Below are 18,323 nucleotides of genomic sequence, written 5' to 3' on the forward strand. Positions count from 1 at the left end.
AGAGTCGCCTTAGGTGCGTGGCATCAAAACCCAAACTTGTGCGATTGCCGTTCCGGCGCCGTCGTACATCCAATATTTAGGAGTGGAAATGGCTGATCCGGCACGCGCTGCCAAGTTGGCGCAGCGGATTAAAGTTGTTGTTGCAGAGGCTTTGGGCCGGAAGGTCAAGGATCCGCGGCTTGAAGGCATCACTGTTACCGATGCCCGGGTGACCAATGATCTGCAGCACGCCACGATCTACTACACCGTGTTCGGGGACCAGGTGGTCCAGGCCGATGCTGCCAAGGGCCTGGAGAAGGCCAAGGGCGTTCTCCGGCAGGAAGTCGGCCGCAACATCACCGTCCGGCTGACTCCCACCCTCGAGTTTGTGGCCGACCAGATTCCGGTCAACGCCTCCAACCTCGAAGAACTGCTCCGCGCCGCCAAGAAGCGCGACGCTGAGGTGGCCGCCCTGGCTGCCGGCGCCAAGCACGCCGGCGACGCCGATCCGTACAAGAGCGACATTCCCGAGGACGTGGAAATCGACGAGGACGACTTCGACGAAGAGGATGAAGACCTCATCGACGACGAAGAACTTGACGAAGACGGCAACAAGTAAAACGACGTACTCCCAGTGTGGCCGGACCCGCCAAGGGTCCGGCCACACTGGTGTTTAAGGCGCTGCCTCAGCGGCGGGAGTGCCCCTTAAGGTCCACGGACACCAGTTTGCCGTCCGGGGCCTGGTTTTCTGCCGGGAGGGCATCGGTTGTGGCGTACAGCGTTGAACCCCTCAGGGCAACGTCCGCTGTCAGCTTGCCGGCAAGGACCGTCCGCTGACTGTCCTTGCCGTCTATCCTGAGCACGCCCTCACCGAACAGGGACGCGACGTAAACGTCACCGTCGTCGTCCAGCGCCAGTCCGGTGGGGGACATGACCTCATCAGCGAAAAGCCTGACCCGGCCGTTGTCCGGGTTGACCCGGTATACGGCGCCGCGGGCACCCAGCGCGGGGTTCTCCGGTCCGCCCGGGAGCACAGACACGTACAGCCAGCCGTCCGGTCCGACGGCGACGTCCGTAGGAACGGGTTCAAAGTTATAGGTGAGGCCCACAACGCAGCCGGGGAGATGCAGCGTCGAGGCCACGTCGGCAGTGATGACGAAGGGGCGCGGCGGCAGGACAGCCAGTGTTTCAGTGTCTCCGGAGTCGGCGTCGACAGTTACGATGCTGTTGGCTCCGGCATCGGCCACATAGACGGTGTCACCGGAGAGGGCGATGCCGTACGGGTGGGAGTCAACAGTCCCGGTGTACGTGGCCGGCACGTCAGGCGGTAGCTGCGCCGCGCACCCCTCCGGCAGGTCCTCGAAGCCGTACGTCACGCCGGCGTCAGCATTTTCTTCGCTCTCCAACGCTGCCAAGTCGCCAAAAGTCTTCTGCGTTCCGTCGGCAGCGATGGTCCTGACATGACCCGCCAGCTGGCGGGGATCCATGGGGCCGGCCCCCTGGCTCTCGACGAAGTAGATGGTGGCCCGGCGCTGGGCGCTGCCGGCGACGTCCCATTCCGCATCGGAATACAGGACTGTCTTGGTGCCGTCCGAAGCCACCCGGGTCAGGCGGCTGGCGAATTCCTCGCTCACAATCACCGAGCCGTCCCGGCCCGTACTGACGTGCAGGGGACCCACGAGCCCGCCGGCAACGGTGACAGGCTCGGTCTTCGGTGGCGGGGCGGCGACCGCAGGGCCGGATGACAGGAAGACCGCGGCGGTGACAGCAGCCGCGGCAAGCGAAACGTGCTTTCTCATGGTGGTCTCCAAATGGACAATGACGATTACCAGGATTCATTGAGACCACGGATTCGGCTGGCGGAAGACACCGCGGCCCCCACTGCGCATATTCTATTTCTTCGCCTCCGGCCACGTCGATGGCAGCGGCAAACCGGGGCGTCCCGGTTCCCGGGAAAGCCGGGCGTACTGGCTATGATCGGAGCATGGACGCCGCACCCTCAGCCGCTGATATCCAGGAGTTCCTGGGTCAGGCCATCAACCTTGCCGTTCAGAATGTGGCCGACGGCGGTGGCCCCTTCGGGGCGCTGGTGGTCACCGCGGACGGGACCCGCCACTTTGGCGTCAACAGGGTAACGCGGGACAACGACCCCACCGCGCATGCAGAGGTTGTGGCCATTCGGACGGCGGCGGCGGGATCAGCCAATTTCGATCTCAGCGGTTCCGTGCTCTATGCAAGCTGTGAGCCGTGTCCGTTGTGCCTGGCCGCCGCCTTGTGGGCGCGGATCGACCGCGTGTACTTTGCCGCGGACAGGCACGGCGCTGCGGCCGCCGGGTTCGACGACGCCCTGTTCTACGAATATTTTGATGGCACCCGGCCGGAACTGATGCCGGTCAGCCAAACCGATGTCACGACGTCGAACGTCCCGTTCGAAGCATGGCGCGACAACCCGGACCGCACCGAATACTGACCTTCGCTCCGGAAAGCCGGGCCGGCCGGGGCCGGCGGGACCTTCGACTCTATCCGGCTCCGGCCCGCAGGCGTCCGATTAACCCATGACTTCAGGTGCGACTGGAAAGCAGCGCGGGGCAGTGGGGCCAAGACTCATCAGGTGCCCCGGCTGCGGGAAGACAAACAGGATTCCAGCAGCTGCTCCCGGCCGTCCCCGCTGCGGAAACTGCAGCCACGACCTGCCATGGATCGTCGACGCCGGAGACTCGGACTTCAAACGCATCGCAGAAGAATCAACCGTGCCTGCCCTGATCGACTTCTGGGCGGAATGGTGCGGACCCTGCCGCATGGTCAGCCCGGTCCTGGACCAGCTGGCGACCGAAAAAGCGGGACGGATCAAACTGGTCAAGGTGGACGTGGACCATGCTCCAGGGCTATCAGCGAGGTTTGCGGTTCAGGCGATCCCCACGCTGATGGTGATCGTCGGCGGAATGGTGATTGCCCGGCAGGCGGGGGCCGCCCCGGCGGCGACGCTGCGGACGTGGCTGGAACATGCGCTTTCCTCCACCATGAGCTAACCAACCCAGGCTGCGTCCGGAGGAGTGTCCGGCACACAGGCACCGTTCGGCATTCGGAGGAAGAGATGACAGAAATACTGCGCTACGAAGTCGGATCCGGCGTGGTCCTGGTGGAAGCAGAGGAGAGCAGCTTCGGCGTGGAACACCCCTCGCGTGACGACCGGGGAATCCAGGACACCGGGCGCAGGCTCGAAGATGCACTCGCTGCCGTGCGTCCGGCCGCCAAGGCAGCAGCGGAAGTCCTGGGGGATCTTGCGCCGGAACACCTGGAACTTCAGTTCGGCGTGAAATTGGCCGGCGCGGCAGGGGCCATCATCGCCCGGAACGTTACTGAGGCCCACTTCATCGTCAAGATGTCATGGTCGCCCGAGCAGCCGCCACCGGAGGAAGAGATCGTGCCCTAGCGGCACCGCCTTTGCTAGCGTCGGGACCGGCGCTAGCTTCGGGCCCGCCGGCCGCCGCGCACGCCCAGGCCGCCGAGAAGCGGTGATCCCATGCCCAGCAGGAAACCGAAGTCGTACCAGTTACCGGCCCGTGCATTGTTGTAGAAGGGGAACTCAGCCCAAGCGCCGAACACGTGCGCGATGAGCACGATCCACGCCGTAATGCCGTTCCAGAAGCCCCACAGCAGGTCCTGCCACCACATGATGTTCCTTTCCGGTGCCGCCCCTGTGGACAGGTTAGGGCCCGGCAGGCTTCTGCACTAGGGACTCTGTGCCCCACTTGAACGTTGTGCCATTGAGTCCAGGTGGGCTTCGGCCGCGGGAGTTGCGGCGTCCAGCCGGCGATGTGCGGCGTCAGGCCCGGGAGGGCAGGCGGCAGGCCCGGGAGGGCAGGCGGCCCAGGCCCTCCACGAGTTCAGACTGGGCGCCGCAGAGCGCAATCCGGATCCAGCCTTCGCCGATGGACCCGAAAGCCGTGCCTGGCGCGAAGGAAACCCCGGCGTCCGCCAGGAACGTACGGACCCAGGACCGCACATCGCCGCCGCTGACGTGGGAAACATCCGCCCAGAGGTAGAACGCCCCCTGCGCCGACAGGAACGGAATGCCTTTGGACGCCAGCACGGCCGACGCCGCGTCCCGGTTGGCCCGGTAATGGGCGTGCGCGTGGCTGACGTAATCCTGCGGTCCTGTCAGCGCGGCGATCGCAGCGTACTGGGACGGCGAAGCGACGCAGGAAACGATCGACTCCATCACGTTGTTCATCTTCCGCTCCAGTCCGGGCGGGCAGATCAATGCCCCGATCCGGAGCCCCGTCAGTCCGTACGTCTTGGACAGGGTCAGCGAAGTGAAGACCCTGGCTTCCCCGGGGATATCGCTGTCGAACCGGGCCGGGCTGACATGCGGCACGTCGTACGTGAAGGCCTCGTAGCACTCGTCGGAGATGATCCAGAGGTCATGGCGCCGCGCCAGGTCCACGAGGCCGCGGGTTACGTCGCCGCCCAGTACCGCACCCAGCGGATTGGATGGTGAATTCAGGATCAGCACCCTGGTCCGCGGCGTGATGAGGGCCTCAATGTCCTCGATCCTTGGCTGGAAATCATGCTCCGGGTACAGCGGGTACCTTACGGGAACTGCGTGCAGCAGCTGGCTGGTCATCCCAAACGTGGGGTAGCCCGGGTTGGGAATCAGGATTTCGTCGCCGGGGGAGAGCAGGAGGCTCATGGCGAAATGCAGGCCCTGCTGGGCGCCGTCCACAACATAGACCCGCTCGGCACCGACGTCAACGCCATTGTGCTCGCGGAACCTGGCTGCGAAGGCTTCGCGAAGGGCGGGGATCCCGGCATTCGGCGTGTAGTTGGTTTCGTCGCGGTCCAGGCATGCCATGCCGGCTTCGAGGACATGGCGGGGGAGCTCAAAGCCTGGTTCGCCGATGCTCAACACAATGGCACCGGGGGTGCCCCACGCGGCTTCGGTGATCTCACGGATCTGGTTGACGGGAAAGTCGTGGATGTGTGCGGCAAGCTCGGGCATGTCTGCCATCCTAACCGCCCGCCGTCGGACCCCCGCGGTGGCACCGTGCGGCGTCGGACTGGCCGCGGTGGCGCCGCCCGCCGTCGGACTGGCCGCGGTGGCGCTGCCCGCCGTCGGACGAAAAAGTAGAGCCGCAGGCGCGGATATACTGGGAGGCGTGCTTTCTGGACTGGTAATAGTGGACAAGCCGCAGGGATGGACCAGCCACGATGTGGTTGGACGGATGCGGCGGCTGGCCGGCACCCGGAAAGTGGGGCATGCCGGCACGCTGGATCCCATGGCCACCGGTGTCCTCGTGCTCGGCATTAACAAGGCCACCCGCCTGCTGACGTACATCGTCGGAACATCCAAGACGTACACCGCCACCATCCGCCTCGGTGAATCGACCGTGACGGACGACGCCGAGGGCGAGGTGGTCAGCAGCCAGTCTGCCGCTGCAGTCACCGAGGAAGCCATCAGGGCCGGCGTCGCAGCACTCACCGGCGACATCCAGCAGGTCCCCAGCAGCGTTAGCGCCATCAAGGTCAATGGCGAACGGGCTTATGCCCGCGTCCGGTCCGGCGAAGACGTGAAGCTTGCCGCGCGGCCGGTCACCATCCACCGTTTCGATGTCCACGCGGTCCGCCCTGAGCGTGACGGGGCAGTCCTGGACGTGGATGTCACCGTGGAATGCTCCTCCGGCACGTATATCCGTGCCCTGGCGCGCGACCTTGGTGAGGCCCTGGGGACCGGGGGCCATCTCACGGCGCTTAGAAGGACCCAGGTTGGGCCCTACACCCTTGACCAGGCCCGGACGCTGGAGCAGCTGGCCGAGGAACTGGAAGTGCTGGAGATGTCCCAGGCGGCGCGGGCGCTCATGCCGAACCGTGAGCTCAGCGAGGATGAAGCCACTGAAATCTCCTTCGGCCGGCGCATAGCCGCAGGCGCGGGCGCCGGAACACCGGAAGCTGCCACCGCAGACAATCCTGCCGCGGCCTTTGCGCCTGACGGCTCGCTGGTGGCCCTGCTGGCGGATGCCGGCGGCTACGCGAAACCCGTGCTGGTCTTTGCCCCGAGCAACGAACAGCCGGCCACATAGCGTGGACGCGTACTTCTACATCATTCTGGCCGTCGGGCTGCTTTCCACGATCATCTGCGCCGTGGCCGGGATCATGAAGAAAGCCCCGAACGACGCCACTATCCTGTCAGTGGCCGCCGTCGAACTGGCGCTCCTGGTTTACCTGGTGGGCTCGATCGTCCGCGTTTCCTCGGGAGAACAGATAGCCGGGGAACCGTGGGAGTTCTGGGGCTACCTGATCACTGCCCTGATCCTGCCGGTTGGCGCCGTTTACTGGTCCATCCTGGAGCGCACCCGGTGGAGCAACTTTGTCCTGGCTGCCGTGGGCGTCACCGCCCTGGTGATGGCCGCACGCATGAACCAGATCTGGTACTGAGTGGAAGAAGCACACGACGTGACTCCGCAAACCCCCGTCAACAAGACCGACAATGCGACCGCAAACGCCCGTTCCACGGACACCCGGAATACCGGGCCCGGACGGCTGCTGATCGCGGTATACGCAGTTTTCGCGATCTCCGCCACTGCCCGGGCCGGCTACCAGATTCTCACCAAGTTCTCCGAAGCGCCGCTTGCGTACCTGCTCTCAGCGTTCGCGGCTTTGGTTTACGTCGTAGCCACGATCTCCCTGGCGAAGCCCGGCAGGACCTGGTTCAAGGTGTCCGTGGCTGCCGTCCTGGTGGAACTCGTAGGCGTGGTGGTGGTCGGGGCCCTGAGTATCGTCGACTCCGTCAGCTTCCCGCATGAGACCGTCTGGTCCCTCTTCGGCCGCGGCTATGCTTTCATCCCGCTTCTGCTTCCCATCCTCGGACTCGTCTGGCTGTACAGGCGGCGCCCCGCACCAAGGGCATAGTCGTTCTGACTCGGCGGGCCTAAATTGTCGGACCCCTACGGCAGAGTTATCCCATGGAAGTCATGGGGGAACTTGCAGCAGGAGGGGCGTTGCGGTGGGCCAAGTTGCCCGCCGCTGCTGCCGCTTCTGCGGCCGTGCGCAGCCGCGGCCTGCGGAGCGTCCCCGAAGTAAGCCAACGCCCCGAGTCCTTAGCGTCCGACGGCGGGGGTTCCGGTGATCTGGCCGGGTGCCTTGAGGGGTTGAAGCGTGCTTGTTCGACGGCGGTGGCGGACGCGGCGGTGATGCGCTTCCGGGAGGCTGCTGACTTCGCCGCCAAGGTTGAGGACATCTCCCGGGCCGCTGAATATCTGCAGGTGGTTGCTGCCGGGACCGTGGACCGGACGCGGCGGGAGGCCTCTGCTGCTGCGCGGGCTGGCTCGGGCTCTGGGGCGGGCTGGACGACCGGGTGGGGCAACGAAAGTGCTGTCCACGGTCCTATCGGCTGGGCTACCGGCGCTCCCCATCAAGCGGATAGCGGCATGGGCGAGAGTGATCGGGCCGATGGCGGCCCGGGCGGCACCGGTCGAGGCATAGAGGCCGCCGCGGGTCCCGGGACGAGCCCCGGGGTGCTCAACGCCGGGGAACCGGATCCGGCGGATGACGGGTGCCGGAACACCACCGAGTTCCTCCGCGCCCGGCTGCGGATCAGCGCCGCGGAAGCACGCCGCCGCCTCGCGCTGGCCGAGGCGGTGTTGCCCCGCACCGGGATCACCGGCCACCCCCAACCTCCGGCCCGTCCCGTGCTGGCCGCCGCGGTGCGTCCGGGTCGGTGGGCTCCCGCACCGCGACCCTCATCACCCTCGCCCTGGACCGGGTCCGGCACCACGCCCCCGAAGAGACCATGGCCAGGGTGGAACACACCCTGACCCGCACAGCGGCGGAGAACGACACCGATTTCGTCGCCAGGATTGCCCGGCAACTGGTTGACGCGATCGACCAGGACGGCACAGAACCCTCCGAGGAAGAACTCCGGCACCGGCAGGGCGCCTTCATCCGGAAGCCCCGGCGGGGTTTGTACCACCTGGAAATCTTCGCCACCCAGGACCAGTACGAGCCCCTCCTGACCGTGATGAACATCGCCACCAATCCCCGCACTCGCGCTACAGTGGCCGGCGACGGAGGCACGGAAGGTCAAGAGAACTGCCCGACGGATCAACGTCTGGACCTGCGCACCCGGCCCCAGCAACTCCTGGACGGCCTGGTCGGCGCCGCCAAAGTCGCCCTCGCCACCGGAAACCTCCCCGCTGCGGGCGGTCTGCGGCCCCAGGTCATGGTCACCATCGACTACCGCGACCTCCTCGAACGACTCGAACACGCCAGCGACCGCGCCAGTGATGGACCAGGCGGCGCCCCCGGCACCGGCACCTTACGCACCCCCGGCATCCCGGGCACGGGCTCGTTCACCTTCACCTGCCCCGTCACCGCCGCCACCGTCCGGAAGATCGCGTGCGACGCGGACATCATCCCCGTCCTGCTCGGCAGCGAGGGACGCGTCCTCGATATCGGCCGGACCACACGGATCTTCCCGCCCCACATCCGCAAGGCCATCACCGCACGGGACCAGGGCTGCGCCTTCCCGAACTGCACCATCCCCGCACCCTGGTGCGAAGCCCACCACATCACCTACTGGTCACACGGCGGCACCACCAGCACCGAGAACGGCACCCTGCTCTGCTCCCATCACCACCACCTGATTCACAAGGAACAGTGGCAGATCCAGGTCAAAACCGGGATCCCCTGGTTCATCCCGCCACCCCACATCGACCCACGCCAACAACCCCAACGAAACCGCTACTTCAGACTCGAGTGACGCTGCAGCAGGTCTAACCGGCGTGCCCTCGTGAAACATGGTCCCATCAGACTGAATTCCGGCAGCCGGTCCGGCAGCCTCACGGCTGGCGGAAGAGAGCGAACATCCTGAGCGGGTCCGGCTTGAAGTCCGAACCCGCAGTGCGCCACGCCCGCTGGAATTCACTCCGAACGGGCTGATTCGGCTGAGTGCTATCGTTTCAAATCGCGGTGCGCCAGAGTTCGGGGAGGCCGGACCGGCGAATAGGCAGGGGAGCAGATCATGAAACCCATCCCGGTAAACCCGTCCCGTGTCCTCTTTTACGGTGTCACGGGCAGCGGCAAGTCCTCGGCGGCCCGCGCGTACGCGGCAGCGTCGGGGCTGCCCGAGTTTTCAGCAGACGACGACATTGGCTGGCTTCCCGGCTGGCAACAGCGCAGCGTCGAGCAGCAACGGCAGCTCGCGGGCGAAGTTGCGGCACGCGAGCGCTGGGTGCTGGACAGCGCCTATGGTGTCTGGCGCGACATCGTTGTACCCCGGGCGGAACTGGTTGTCGCGTTGGATTATCCCCGGTGGCTGTCCCTGGCCAGGCTCGTGCGCCGATCGCTGCGACGAGTGATTACCAGGCAGCCCGTCTGCAATGGAAACGTCGAAACGCTCGCGAGGCTATGTGCGAGGGACTCGATCTTCTACTGGCACTTCAACTCATTTGCCAGGAAGAAACGTGTTTTCAAGGAATGGCAGGCCAGCCCGGACATGCCGCCGGTGATGGCGTTTCGCAGGCCCCGGGACCTCGACGACTGGCTGGCGGGGGTCGCAACAGCCGCTTCAGGTCCCGGGGATGCTGCCGAAGGTTCCGGCCGCCCGCACCGCTAGAAGTTCGAGTCAGGACAGCTACTTTTTGCCGAAGAGTCCGCCCAACAGCCCGCCGAGGCCGCCGCCGTCGTTCTTTTTCTCGTCTGGGCGGTCCTGGGAGCCGTTACCGGCACCGTCGCCGGGAAGATCGACGTCGACCACCTCGCCTGGTACGGGCGCACCGCCCTGCGGAATCGGCTGACCGAGTGGTCCGGTGGGGGGTTGCGGCGCCCTTTCGGTCCTGGGCTCCGGGACGACCGCATCGCGGGACTGCTGGCCCCCCTGCGGGCCCCCTCCCAAAATGCCGCCGAGGATGTCTCCCAGACCTCCCTGGGCGCCCGCACCGCCTTGTGAAGCGCCGCCAAGAATGCCACCCAGGATGCTGCCGAGGTCGATGCCGCCGGGGCCGCCGGCCGCGTCGCCCGCTGCTCCGCCTCCCGCCTGTGCATTCCGTCCGCCGAGAATTTTGTTGGCGAGGTAGGACATCACGATGGGCGCCAGAATTGGGAGAAGCTTCCGGACGAGGTCGCCGCCCACGCCGCCCAGGTTGGCAGTGCCCGCGAGCTGGTTTGCCACCTGGTCCTGTTGCCCGCCGAAAACATGGCTGACAATCTTCTCGCCGTCGGCTGTATCCACCTGTGCGGCGTCCACGCCGCCGTCCACGAGCCCGTTCTGGTGTTGGGCCAGCGCTGATTCAAGGGACGCTGCTCCCTCGGGCGCCTGCACGTTGCTCTGCATGCCGGCGAGGAGGGTGGGCACCGCAGCTTCGACGGCGGCCCGGGCGGTCTCCCTGTCCGTGCCCAGAAGACCGGCAATCTGGTCAACGGGTACCTGGTCCAAGATCTCGCGGATGTCTGTCATGGCGCTCTCCTTCAGCCCGGCGCGGGGCCGCGGGCATCGTTGGCTTCGGCGCGCAGCTGCGCCGCCGGGTGCTGCCCTTGCATCCTAGTCGGGGACACAGACCCGCGGAAGGGCGGGGGTCGGGGCCGGCCGCGGCGTCGGTTGCGGCGGGCAATTGCGGGTAATCTTAGAGAGTTCCGGGGGCCGGCGGCTCTCCGGACGAGTCAATGGCAGGCAGTAAAAGGCGAGGTTGATGGTCCACATCTGGAACGATCCGTCCGAGGTCCCCGCGGACTTCGGCCCTACCGTTGTCACGTTTGGCAATTTCGACGGCGTACACCGCGGGCACCAGCAGGTGCTTTCCCAGCTCATCCGCACAGCGCGACTCAATGGTGCGCGTGCTGTAGCGGTGACGTTCGATCCCCACCCGGCGCAGGTACACCGGCCTGAGTCCGCCCCCGAGCTCATCATGGGCCTCGAGGACAAGCTCGTCGCCCTCGGGGAGCTGGGCCTGGATGCCGTCCTGGTGATGAAGTACTCCCTTGAGCTTGCCAGTCTGACGCCGGAAGAATTCGTGGCCGGGATCCTCGTCGGCAGCCTCAAAGCCGGCCACGTGGTGATCGGCCATGACGCACGCTTTGGCCGCGGCAACTCCGGCGACCTGTCCACCATGCAGGAGCTGGGGGAGAAGTTCGGCTTTGCCGTGCAGGTCATCAGCGAGTTCGGTTCCGAAGGCTTCCCCATCCACGACGACGGCGGCACTGACCGCCGGTGTTCGTCCACCTGGGTTCGGGAGTCCTTGCGGGACGGCGACGTCAGCACGGCCGCTGCCGTGCTGGGCAGACCGCACCGGATGCGCGGTGAGGTTGTCCACGGCGCCGCCCGCGGCCGCGCACTCGGATTCCCCACCGCCAACCTGGCCTCCGAAGCCAGCGGCTACATCCCGGCTGACGGCATCTACGCCGGCTGGCTCGTGGACCAGGCCGGCACCAGATGGCCGGCGGCCATCTCCGTGGGCTCCAACCCCACGTTCGACGGGGTCAGCAGGCAGGTTGAGGCGCACGTTATTGACCGCCCGGAAGAACCGGTTGAAAACTTCGATCTGTACGGCCAGACAGTAGTTGTGGAGTTCGTGGCCCGGCTGCGGGGCATGGTGGCGTACCGTGGGCCGGAGGCGCTCGTTGAACAGATGCGCCTGGACGTCGTCCAGGCCCACGACATCCTGTTCCGGCGCTGACCCCAGCCACTGGCAAGGAAGGCGCCGCTGTGTCCGTTGAGAAGAACACGAGGAAACTGGAAAAGGACATCGTCCGGGATTTCAGTTCACGGATGAGCTACGCGTCGTACCTGCAACTACCCACGCTGCTCAGCGCGCAGCAACCCGTCAGTGATCCTGAACACCACGACGAACTGCTCTTCATCATCCAGCACCAGACCACCGAGCTGTGGCTGAAGCTGGTCCTCCACGAGCTGCGCAGCGCCGCGGCCTGGCTCCGCAGCGACGATCTTGGCTCTGCCCTGAAAGCAATTGCGCGCGTCAAACACATCCAGAAGACCCTGACCGAGCAGTGGTCGGTGCTGGCCACCCTGACACCCACCGAGTATTCCCAGTTCCGCGGCTTCCTGGGCAACTCGTCCGGGTTCCAGTCCAGCCAGTACCGGGCGGTGGAATTCGTCCTCGGCAACAAGAACCGCAAGATGCTTCCGGTGTTCGAATCCGATCCTGAGGCGTACCAGCAACTGAGCACCGTCCTCGAAGCGCCAAGCATTTACGACGAGTTCCTCGCCTACCTCGACCGGCAGGGCTTCGACATCCCGGCGTCCCTGCTGGAACGCGACGTCACCAAGGCGCACCAGTTCTGCCCCGAACTGGTGCCGGTGTTCAAGCACATCTACGAAAACGCGTCCGACAACTGGGGTGCCTACGAGGCGTGCGAGGAACTGGTGGACCTGGAAGACAACTTCCAGCTGTGGCGGTTCCGGCACCTGCGGACGGTGCAGCGGACCATCGGCATGAAGGCCGGCACCGGAGGATCCAGCGGCGCCGCGTTCCTGCAGAAGGCCCTGGAACTGACGTTCTTCCCCGAACTTTTCGCCGTCCGAACGGAGATTGGCCAGTGACCACGGTTCAAGAGACTCAAGACGCCCTGCGGCAGCGCGCCGTCGGACTTGACGCCGCAGACCCGCTGGCGGGCTACCGCGACCAGTTCATCGGAACGGACACCGATCTGTGCTACCTCGACGGGAACTCCCTGGGCCGTCCGCTCAAGCGGACCGCCACGGACATCAACAGCTTCATTCACCACAGCTGGGGAGGCCGGCTGATCCGCGGCTGGGATGAGGAATGGCTCCGGCTGCCGGAAACCATCGGCGACCAGCTGGGCAGGGCGGTGCTCGGTGCCGCGCCAGGGCAGACGATCATCGCCGACTCCACCACGGTTGTCCTCTACAAACTGATCCGCGCCGCACTCGCCGCGGTCAAGGACCCCGCCAGGACCGAAATCGTGCTGGACACGGACAACTTCCCCACGGACCGTTACCTCCTCGAAGGCATCGCCCGGGAAGAAGGGCTGACACTGCGCTGGATCGAGGCCGATCCCAACGCCGGGGTGACCGTCGAGCAGGTGCGCGAGGCGGTTGGACCGGCCACCGCCGTCGTGGTCCTCAGCCAGATCGCCTACCGCTCCGGCTATCTCGCCGACCTGCCGGCGATCACTGAGGCAGTGCACGACGCCGGTGCGCTGGTGGTGTGGGACCTGTGCCATTCCGCCGGCTCGGTGGAAATCGCACTGGATGCCGCCGGCGTTGACTTCGCCGCGGGCTGCACCTACAAATACCTCAACGGGGGGCCGGGCTCGCCGGCCTTCGCCTACATCAACTCCCGGCACCTCCCGGGGCTGAGCCAGCCGATCTGGGGCTGGATGGGCCGCAAGGACGCGTTCGAAATGGCGGCCGGCTATGAACCGGCTCCCGGGATCCGCGGCTTCCTCAGCGGAACGCCGGCAATTTTCGGGATGATCGCCATGCAGGGCACGCTGGACCTGATCGAAGAAGCCGGCATGTCCGCACTCCGGGAAAAATCACGGAAGCTCACGGCATTCGCGCTCGAGCTCCATGATGCCTGGCTTGCCCCGGCGGGCGTCCTGCTGGCAACGCCGCGGGATCCGGAGCGCCGGGGGAGCCACATCACCGTGGACCATCCGGACTTCCGGGAGATGACGGCCCAGCTCTGGGCGCAGGATGTCATCCCGGATTTCAGGGCCCCGCACGGGATCCGGATCGGGCTCTCGCCGCTCAGCACCTCTTTCATGGAGGTCTACCGCGGCGTCGCCGCCGTCCGTGATCTGCTGGCACGCCACTAGCCGGCCGGCCCACAGCAGCCAGGTTGCACGGCGTGTTTCGACAAGATTGTAGCCGGGCCGGTAAACTAAACGTTGGATCCGGCTGCAGTCCGTGGCGGCTGGCTCTTGTTATGTGCAGGAATTCCCGAATTAGCGGGGATCTCAGGCGCAGGCACACCCGGCAGTGAGTTACTGATTCGGGCCTCACGGCACATCTCTAGGAGTTATTGTGGCACTTGACGCCGCTGTAAAGCAGTCCATCATCAAGGATTTCGCAACGTCCGAAGGCGACACCGGTTCACCGGAGGTCCAGGTTGCAGTCCTCACTCAGCGGATCAAGGATCTCACTGAGCACATGAAGGAGCACAAGCACGACTTCCACACCCAGCGCGGTCTGCTGGCCATGGTTGGTCGTCGCAAGCGCATGCTCACCTACCTGAAGAACACTGACATCAACCGCTACCGTGCGCTCATCGAGCGCCTCGGCCTGCGCCGCTAGTCAGACCCGAGGGGCGGCCCCTTCCGTGACGGAAAGGGCCGCCTTCTTCAAACAAAACTAAACAGGAGGATCAACCGCATCACGCATTCGCGGTCCTCGGTAGTGATTCCCGGGAACGGCTTCGAAGAATGAAGCCCGGCCCGTGGGTCTCGATCGATGACCGGGTGCAGTGCAGGCCAGTAGACAGATGCTGGACTGGGTTGATGCGGCTGGACTTCCGTTAACCAAGAAACGGAGGTGACTCTCTTGGAGGGTCCCGAAATCCAGTTCTCAGAAGCCGTTATTGACAATGGCCGCTTCGGCAAGCGTGTAATCCGCTTCGAAACCGGCCGCCTTGCCAAGCAGGCAGCCGGCGCAGCCATGGTGTACATCGACGAAGACACCGCGCTGCTGTCCGCTACCACCGCAGGCAAGCACCCGCGTGAAGGCTTCGACTTCTTCCCGCTGACCGTTGACGTCGAAGAGCGCATGTACGCCGCCGGCCGCATCCCGGGCTCGTTCTTCCGCCGCGAAGGCCGCCCGTCCACCGAAGCCATCCTGGCTTGCCGCCTCATGGACCGCCCGCTGCGTCCGGCCTTCATCAAGGGCCTGCGCAATGAGGTCCAGATCGTCGTCACCGTCCTGGCGATCAACCCGGACGAGCTTTACGACGTCGTGGCCATCAACGCCTCGTCGATGTCCACCCAGCTCTCCGGCCTGCCCTTCTCCGGCCCGATCGGCGGCGTCCGCGTTGCCCTCGTTTCTGACGAGAACGGCTCGCAGTGGGTTGCTTTCCCGAAGCACTCCCAGCTCGAGAACTCCGTGTTCAACATGGTCGTTGCCGGCCGTGTTGCCGGTGACGACGTCGCCATCATGATGGTTGAAGCCGAAGCCACGGACAACTCCTGGAACCTCATCAAGGAACAGGGCGCCACCGCTCCCACCGAAGAGGTTGTTTCCGAAGGCCTCGAAGCTGCCAAGCCGTTCATCAAGGCACTGTGCGACGCCCAGGCAGACCTCGCCGCCCGCGCCGCCAAGCCGACCGTCGAATTCCCGGTCTTCCTCGACTACGAAGACGACGCCTACGCCGCTGTTGAAGCCGCTGCCGCCGAGAAGCTGGCTGCTGTCTTCCAGATTGCTGACAAGCAGGAGCGCGACACCGCTTCGGACCAGCTCAAGGACGACGTCACTTCGTCGCTCGCCGGCCAGTTCGAGGGACGCGAGAAGGAACTGTCCGCAGCTTTCCGCTCGGTGACCAAGCACGTTGTGCGCCAGCGCATCCTGAAGGACCAGATCCGCATCGACGGCCGCGGCCTGACGGACATCCGCCAGCTCACCGCCGAGGTCGAGGTTCTGCCCCGCGTTCACGGTTCGGCCATCTTCGAACGCGGCGAGACCCAGATCATGGGTGTCACCACGCTGAACATGCTGAAGATGGAACAGCAGATCGACTCGCTGTCCCCGGTAACGCGCAAGCGCTACATGCACAACTACAACTTCCCGCCGTACTCCACCGGTGAAACCGGCCGCGTGGGTTCGCCCAAGCGCCGCGAAATCGGCCACGGTGCCCTGGCCGAGCGGGCACTCGTGCCCGTCCTGCCGTCCCGCGAGGAATTCCCCTACGCCATCCGTCAGGTATCTGAGGCACTCAGCTCCAACGGTTCGACGTCGATGGGTTCCGTCTGCGCCTCCACGCTGTCGATGCTCAATGCAGGTGTGCCGCTGAAGGCGGCCGTTGCAGGTATCGCCATGGGCCTGGTTTCCGACCAGGTTGACGGCCAGACCCGCTACGCAGCACTGACCGATATCCTCGGCGCCGAAGATGCCTTCGGTGACATGGACTTCAAGGTCGCCGGTACCTCCGAGTTCGTCACGGCCATCCAGCTGGACACGAAGCTCGACGGCATCCCGGCCTCCGTCCTGGCTGCCGCCCTGAAGCAGGCCCGCGAAGCACGCCTGCACATCCTCGAGGTCATCAACTCCGCGATCGACACCCCGGACGAACTCTCCGAGTTCGCTCCGCGCGTCATCGCGGTCAAGATTCCCGTGGACAAGATCGGCGAGGTCATTGGGCCCAAGGGCAAGATGATCAACCAGATCCAGGAAGACACCGGCGCGGACATCTCCATTGAGGACGACGGCACCGTTTACATCGGCGCCACCAACGGCCCGTCCGCCGACGCCGCACGCTCCGCGATCAACGCCATCGCCAACCCGCAGGTTCCGGAAATCGGAGAGCGCTACCTGGGTACGGTCGTCAAGACCACCACCTTCGGTGCCTTCATTTCCCTCACCCCGGGCAAGGACGGCCTGTTGCACATCTCCGAGCTGCGCAAGATCGCCGGCGGCAAGCGCGTTGACAACGTCGAGGACGTCGTCTCCGTGGGCCAGAAGATCCAGGTGGAGATCACCAAGATCGACGACCGCGGAAAGCTGTCCCTCTCCCCGGTCATCGCCGAGGAAGAAGGCGCTGAAAGCGCCGAGGTCGCCGAGGCGGCCGCAGAGTAGCCTGCAGCGCACTTTGTAGTACCAGCACGACGGCGGGGCCGGTGGAACTTCCACCGGCCCCGCCGCTGTTAAGCCGCCCGATTGAATTGCCATTTCCACGGGCATGGCGGTAGTGGTCCGCTGGTACGATTGCAGGCAGATTTGGCACCGTTTTCCTGAAAGGCCTTGATGACTGTCGTACCCCTGCCGCTCGAGCAGAACCACCCTGGAGACACCCTGATCCACGGAGCCGACGGCGGGTCCGTTGTCCGCCGGTCCGTGCTTCCGGGAGGCGTACGTGTACTGACGGAGGCCATGCCGGGCCAGCGGTCCGCGACCATCGGCTTCTGGGTCGGCGTGGGTTCACGGGACGAAGCCCACGGGCAACACGGGTCCACCCATTTCCTGGAGCACCTGCTGTTCAAAGGCACCAAGCGGCGCACCGCACTGGAAATCGCGTCCGCCTTCGATGAGGTGGGCGGGGAGTCCAACGCCGCTACTGCCAAGGAAAGCACCTGCTACTTTGCCCGGGTCCTGGATACCGACCTCCCGATGGCCATCGACGTCATCGCGGACATGATCACCGGCGCAGTCCTGGACCCGCAGGAGATGGAGCAGGAACGCGACGTCATCCTGGAGGAAATCGCGATGGACAGCGACGACCCCACGGACGTCGCGCACGAGCACTTTGTCGCCGCGGTGCTGGGAACGCATCCGCTGGGCCGCCCGATCGGCGGGACCCCGGAAGCCATCCGGGCCGTTGCCCGCGATTCCGTCTGGGACCATTACCGCCGGTACTACCGTCCGGACGAGCTGGTCATCACTGCCGCCGGCGGACTGGACCACGACGTCGTCTGCGGACTCGTGGTGGATGCCCTTCACCAGGCGGGCTGGGCACTGGAGCCCGGGGCGGCACCGGTGGAGCGGCGCTCCACCGAACGGGCCGACATCACCGGCACCGCCGGACTCCACGTGGTCAAGCGGCCCGTCGAGCAGGCAAACATCATCATGGGCTGCCCCACGATCGTCGCAACGGACGGACGCCGCTATGTCATGAGCGTGCTCAACGCCGTGCTGGGCGGAGGCATGTCCTCACGCCTGTTCCAGGAAGTCCGGGAGAAACGGGGCCTGGTGTACTCCACGTATTCCTTCGCCTCGTCCTATGCCGACGCGGGCTATTTCGGGATGTACGCGGGCTGCACCCCGTCGAAGGTCCGCCAGGTCATCGAGCTGCTGGGTGTCGAACTGGACAAGCTGGCGGGTCACGGCATTTCCGAGGACGAACTCAGGAAGGCCGTGGGCCAGCTCTGCGGCGGGATTGTGCTGGCGCTCGAAGACACCGGATCGCGGATGTCGAGGCTGGGCCGGGCCGAGCTGGTGTCCGGCGAATACCAGGACATCGAGGAGACGCTCCGGCAGATCAAGAGCGTCACGGTAGAGCAGGTTCGGGACCTGGCGCAGGAGCTTGCGGCGGCACCGCGAACGGTGACGGTGGTGGGTCCGTTCGAGGAAGGCGAAACCTTCGGCCTCTAAACCGGACCCCTGAGCCGGGCGACTCCGTGCTGGACATCCCAACGCAGCGGCGTGATGATGAACCCGGGGACAC

The 18,323-nt window shown here is 65.6% G+C and carries 18 protein-coding genes and 1 pseudogene; 15 read left to right on the top strand and 4 right to left on the bottom strand.

Annotation, left to right across the window (positions count from 1 at the left end; translation table 11 throughout):
* Nucleotides 1-88 precede the first annotated feature (88 nt).
* On the top strand, nucleotides 89-598 hold the full coding sequence (rbfA, locus tag TV39_RS07275; protein WP_011691278.1) for a 30S ribosome-binding factor RbfA: 510 nt from the start codon (nucleotides 89-91) through the stop codon (nucleotides 596-598).
* A gap of 67 nt (nucleotides 599-665) precedes the next feature.
* On the opposite strand, the gene TV39_RS07280 is transcribed toward rbfA, so the two are convergent.
* Nucleotides 666-1,778: a ScyD/ScyE family protein gene (locus tag TV39_RS07280; protein ID WP_043480275.1), complete on the bottom strand. Its 1,113-nt coding sequence runs from the start codon at nucleotides 1,776-1,778 to the stop codon at nucleotides 666-668.
* Between the two features lie 185 nt (nucleotides 1,779-1,963).
* On the opposite strand from TV39_RS07280, the gene TV39_RS07285 reads away from it, so the two are divergent.
* From TV39_RS07285 to TV39_RS07295, 3 genes are all read left to right on the top strand, one after another.
* The gene (locus TV39_RS07285) at nucleotides 1,964-2,449 is read left to right on the top strand and encodes a nucleoside deaminase (RefSeq protein WP_043480093.1); all 486 of its coding nucleotides are present in this window, start codon (nucleotides 1,964-1,966) and stop codon (nucleotides 2,447-2,449) included.
* A gap of 85 nt (nucleotides 2,450-2,534) precedes the next feature.
* The gene (gene trxA / locus TV39_RS07290; protein ID WP_043480095.1) at nucleotides 2,535-3,008 is read left to right on the top strand and encodes a thioredoxin; all 474 of its coding nucleotides are present in this window, start codon (nucleotides 2,535-2,537) and stop codon (nucleotides 3,006-3,008) included.
* A 65-nt stretch (nucleotides 3,009-3,073) separates the two neighbouring features.
* Entirely contained in the window at nucleotides 3,074-3,412 is a 339-nt protein-coding gene (locus TV39_RS07295) for a CU044_2847 family protein (protein WP_043480098.1), read from the top strand.
* A gap of 32 nt (nucleotides 3,413-3,444) precedes the next feature.
* On the opposite strand, the gene TV39_RS07300 is transcribed toward TV39_RS07295, so the two are convergent.
* Both TV39_RS07300 and TV39_RS07305 read right to left on the bottom strand, forming a co-directional pair.
* Nucleotides 3,445-3,654, bottom strand: coding sequence for a hypothetical protein (locus TV39_RS07300; protein WP_043480100.1), 210 nt, complete (start codon nucleotides 3,652-3,654; stop codon nucleotides 3,445-3,447).
* A 151-nt stretch (nucleotides 3,655-3,805) separates the two neighbouring features.
* A complete protein-coding gene (locus TV39_RS07305) occupies nucleotides 3,806-4,981 on the bottom strand; it encodes a pyridoxal phosphate-dependent aminotransferase (protein ID WP_200890972.1) in 1,176 nt (391 codons plus the stop codon).
* Nucleotides 4,982-5,138: 157 nt separating this feature from the next.
* Between TV39_RS07305 and truB the strand changes: the two genes are divergently transcribed.
* The 5 genes and pseudogenes from truB to TV39_RS07330 all read left to right on the top strand — a co-directional run bounded on the left by truB (nucleotide 5,139) and on the right by TV39_RS07330 (nucleotide 9,592).
* Nucleotides 5,139-6,059, top strand: coding sequence for a tRNA pseudouridine(55) synthase TruB (gene truB, locus TV39_RS07310; RefSeq protein WP_082049549.1), 921 nt, complete (start codon nucleotides 5,139-5,141; stop codon nucleotides 6,057-6,059).
* 1 nt (nucleotide 6,060) lies between these two features.
* On the top strand, nucleotides 6,061-6,414 hold the full coding sequence (locus tag TV39_RS07315) for a hypothetical protein (protein WP_043480105.1): 354 nt from the start codon (nucleotides 6,061-6,063) through the stop codon (nucleotides 6,412-6,414).
* 18 nt (nucleotides 6,415-6,432) lie between these two features.
* Nucleotides 6,433-6,888 carry a hypothetical protein gene (locus tag TV39_RS07320; protein ID WP_144406347.1) on the top strand — a complete coding sequence of 152 codons (456 nt, stop codon included), beginning with the start codon at nucleotides 6,433-6,435 and terminating at the stop codon, nucleotides 6,886-6,888.
* Nucleotides 6,889-6,941: 53 nt separating this feature from the next.
* Nucleotides 6,942-8,737: pseudogene (locus tag TV39_RS22830) on the top strand (DUF222 domain-containing protein).
* A 261-nt stretch (nucleotides 8,738-8,998) separates the two neighbouring features.
* A complete protein-coding gene (locus TV39_RS07330) occupies nucleotides 8,999-9,592 on the top strand; it encodes an adenylate kinase (protein ID WP_043480109.1) in 594 nt (197 codons plus the stop codon).
* A gap of 18 nt (nucleotides 9,593-9,610) precedes the next feature.
* Here the strand turns inward: TV39_RS07330 and TV39_RS22715 are convergent, their stop codons facing one another.
* The gene (locus TV39_RS22715) at nucleotides 9,611-10,432 is read right to left on the bottom strand and encodes a DUF937 domain-containing protein (RefSeq protein ID WP_043480111.1); all 822 of its coding nucleotides are present in this window, start codon (nucleotides 10,430-10,432) and stop codon (nucleotides 9,611-9,613) included.
* 232 nt (nucleotides 10,433-10,664) lie between these two features.
* On the opposite strand from TV39_RS22715, the gene TV39_RS07340 reads away from it, so the two are divergent.
* The 6 genes from TV39_RS07340 (at nucleotide 10,665) to TV39_RS07365 (ending at nucleotide 18,250) form a co-directional block, all read left to right on the top strand.
* The gene (locus TV39_RS07340; protein WP_043480113.1) at nucleotides 10,665-11,648 is read left to right on the top strand and encodes a bifunctional riboflavin kinase/FAD synthetase; all 984 of its coding nucleotides are present in this window, start codon (nucleotides 10,665-10,667) and stop codon (nucleotides 11,646-11,648) included.
* A gap of 29 nt (nucleotides 11,649-11,677) precedes the next feature.
* Nucleotides 11,678-12,532: a tryptophan 2,3-dioxygenase gene (gene kynA, locus TV39_RS07345; protein ID WP_043480115.1), complete on the top strand. Its 855-nt coding sequence runs from the start codon at nucleotides 11,678-11,680 to the stop codon at nucleotides 12,530-12,532.
* On the top strand, nucleotides 12,529-13,773 hold the full coding sequence (gene kynU, locus TV39_RS07350) for a kynureninase (protein WP_043480124.1): 1,245 nt from the start codon (nucleotides 12,529-12,531) through the stop codon (nucleotides 13,771-13,773). Before kynA ends, kynU begins: the two co-directional genes overlap by 4 nt.
* Nucleotides 13,774-13,981: 208 nt before the next feature.
* A complete protein-coding gene (rpsO, locus tag TV39_RS07355; RefSeq protein WP_011691294.1) occupies nucleotides 13,982-14,251 on the top strand; it encodes a 30S ribosomal protein S15 in 270 nt (89 codons plus the stop codon).
* A 246-nt stretch (nucleotides 14,252-14,497) separates the two neighbouring features.
* Nucleotides 14,498-16,738 (top strand): polyribonucleotide nucleotidyltransferase, encoded by a 2,241-nt coding sequence (locus TV39_RS07360; RefSeq protein WP_043480126.1) that lies wholly within the window; start codon nucleotides 14,498-14,500, stop codon nucleotides 16,736-16,738.
* A gap of 168 nt (nucleotides 16,739-16,906) precedes the next feature.
* Nucleotides 16,907-18,250 carry a M16 family metallopeptidase gene (locus TV39_RS07365; RefSeq protein WP_043480128.1) on the top strand — a complete coding sequence of 448 codons (1,344 nt, stop codon included), beginning with the start codon at nucleotides 16,907-16,909 and terminating at the stop codon, nucleotides 18,248-18,250.
* Nucleotides 18,251-18,323 lie beyond the last annotated feature (73 nt).

The organism is Arthrobacter sp. SPG23, from assembly GCF_000876655.1.
Taxonomy (GTDB): domain Bacteria; phylum Actinomycetota; class Actinomycetes; order Actinomycetales; family Micrococcaceae; genus Arthrobacter.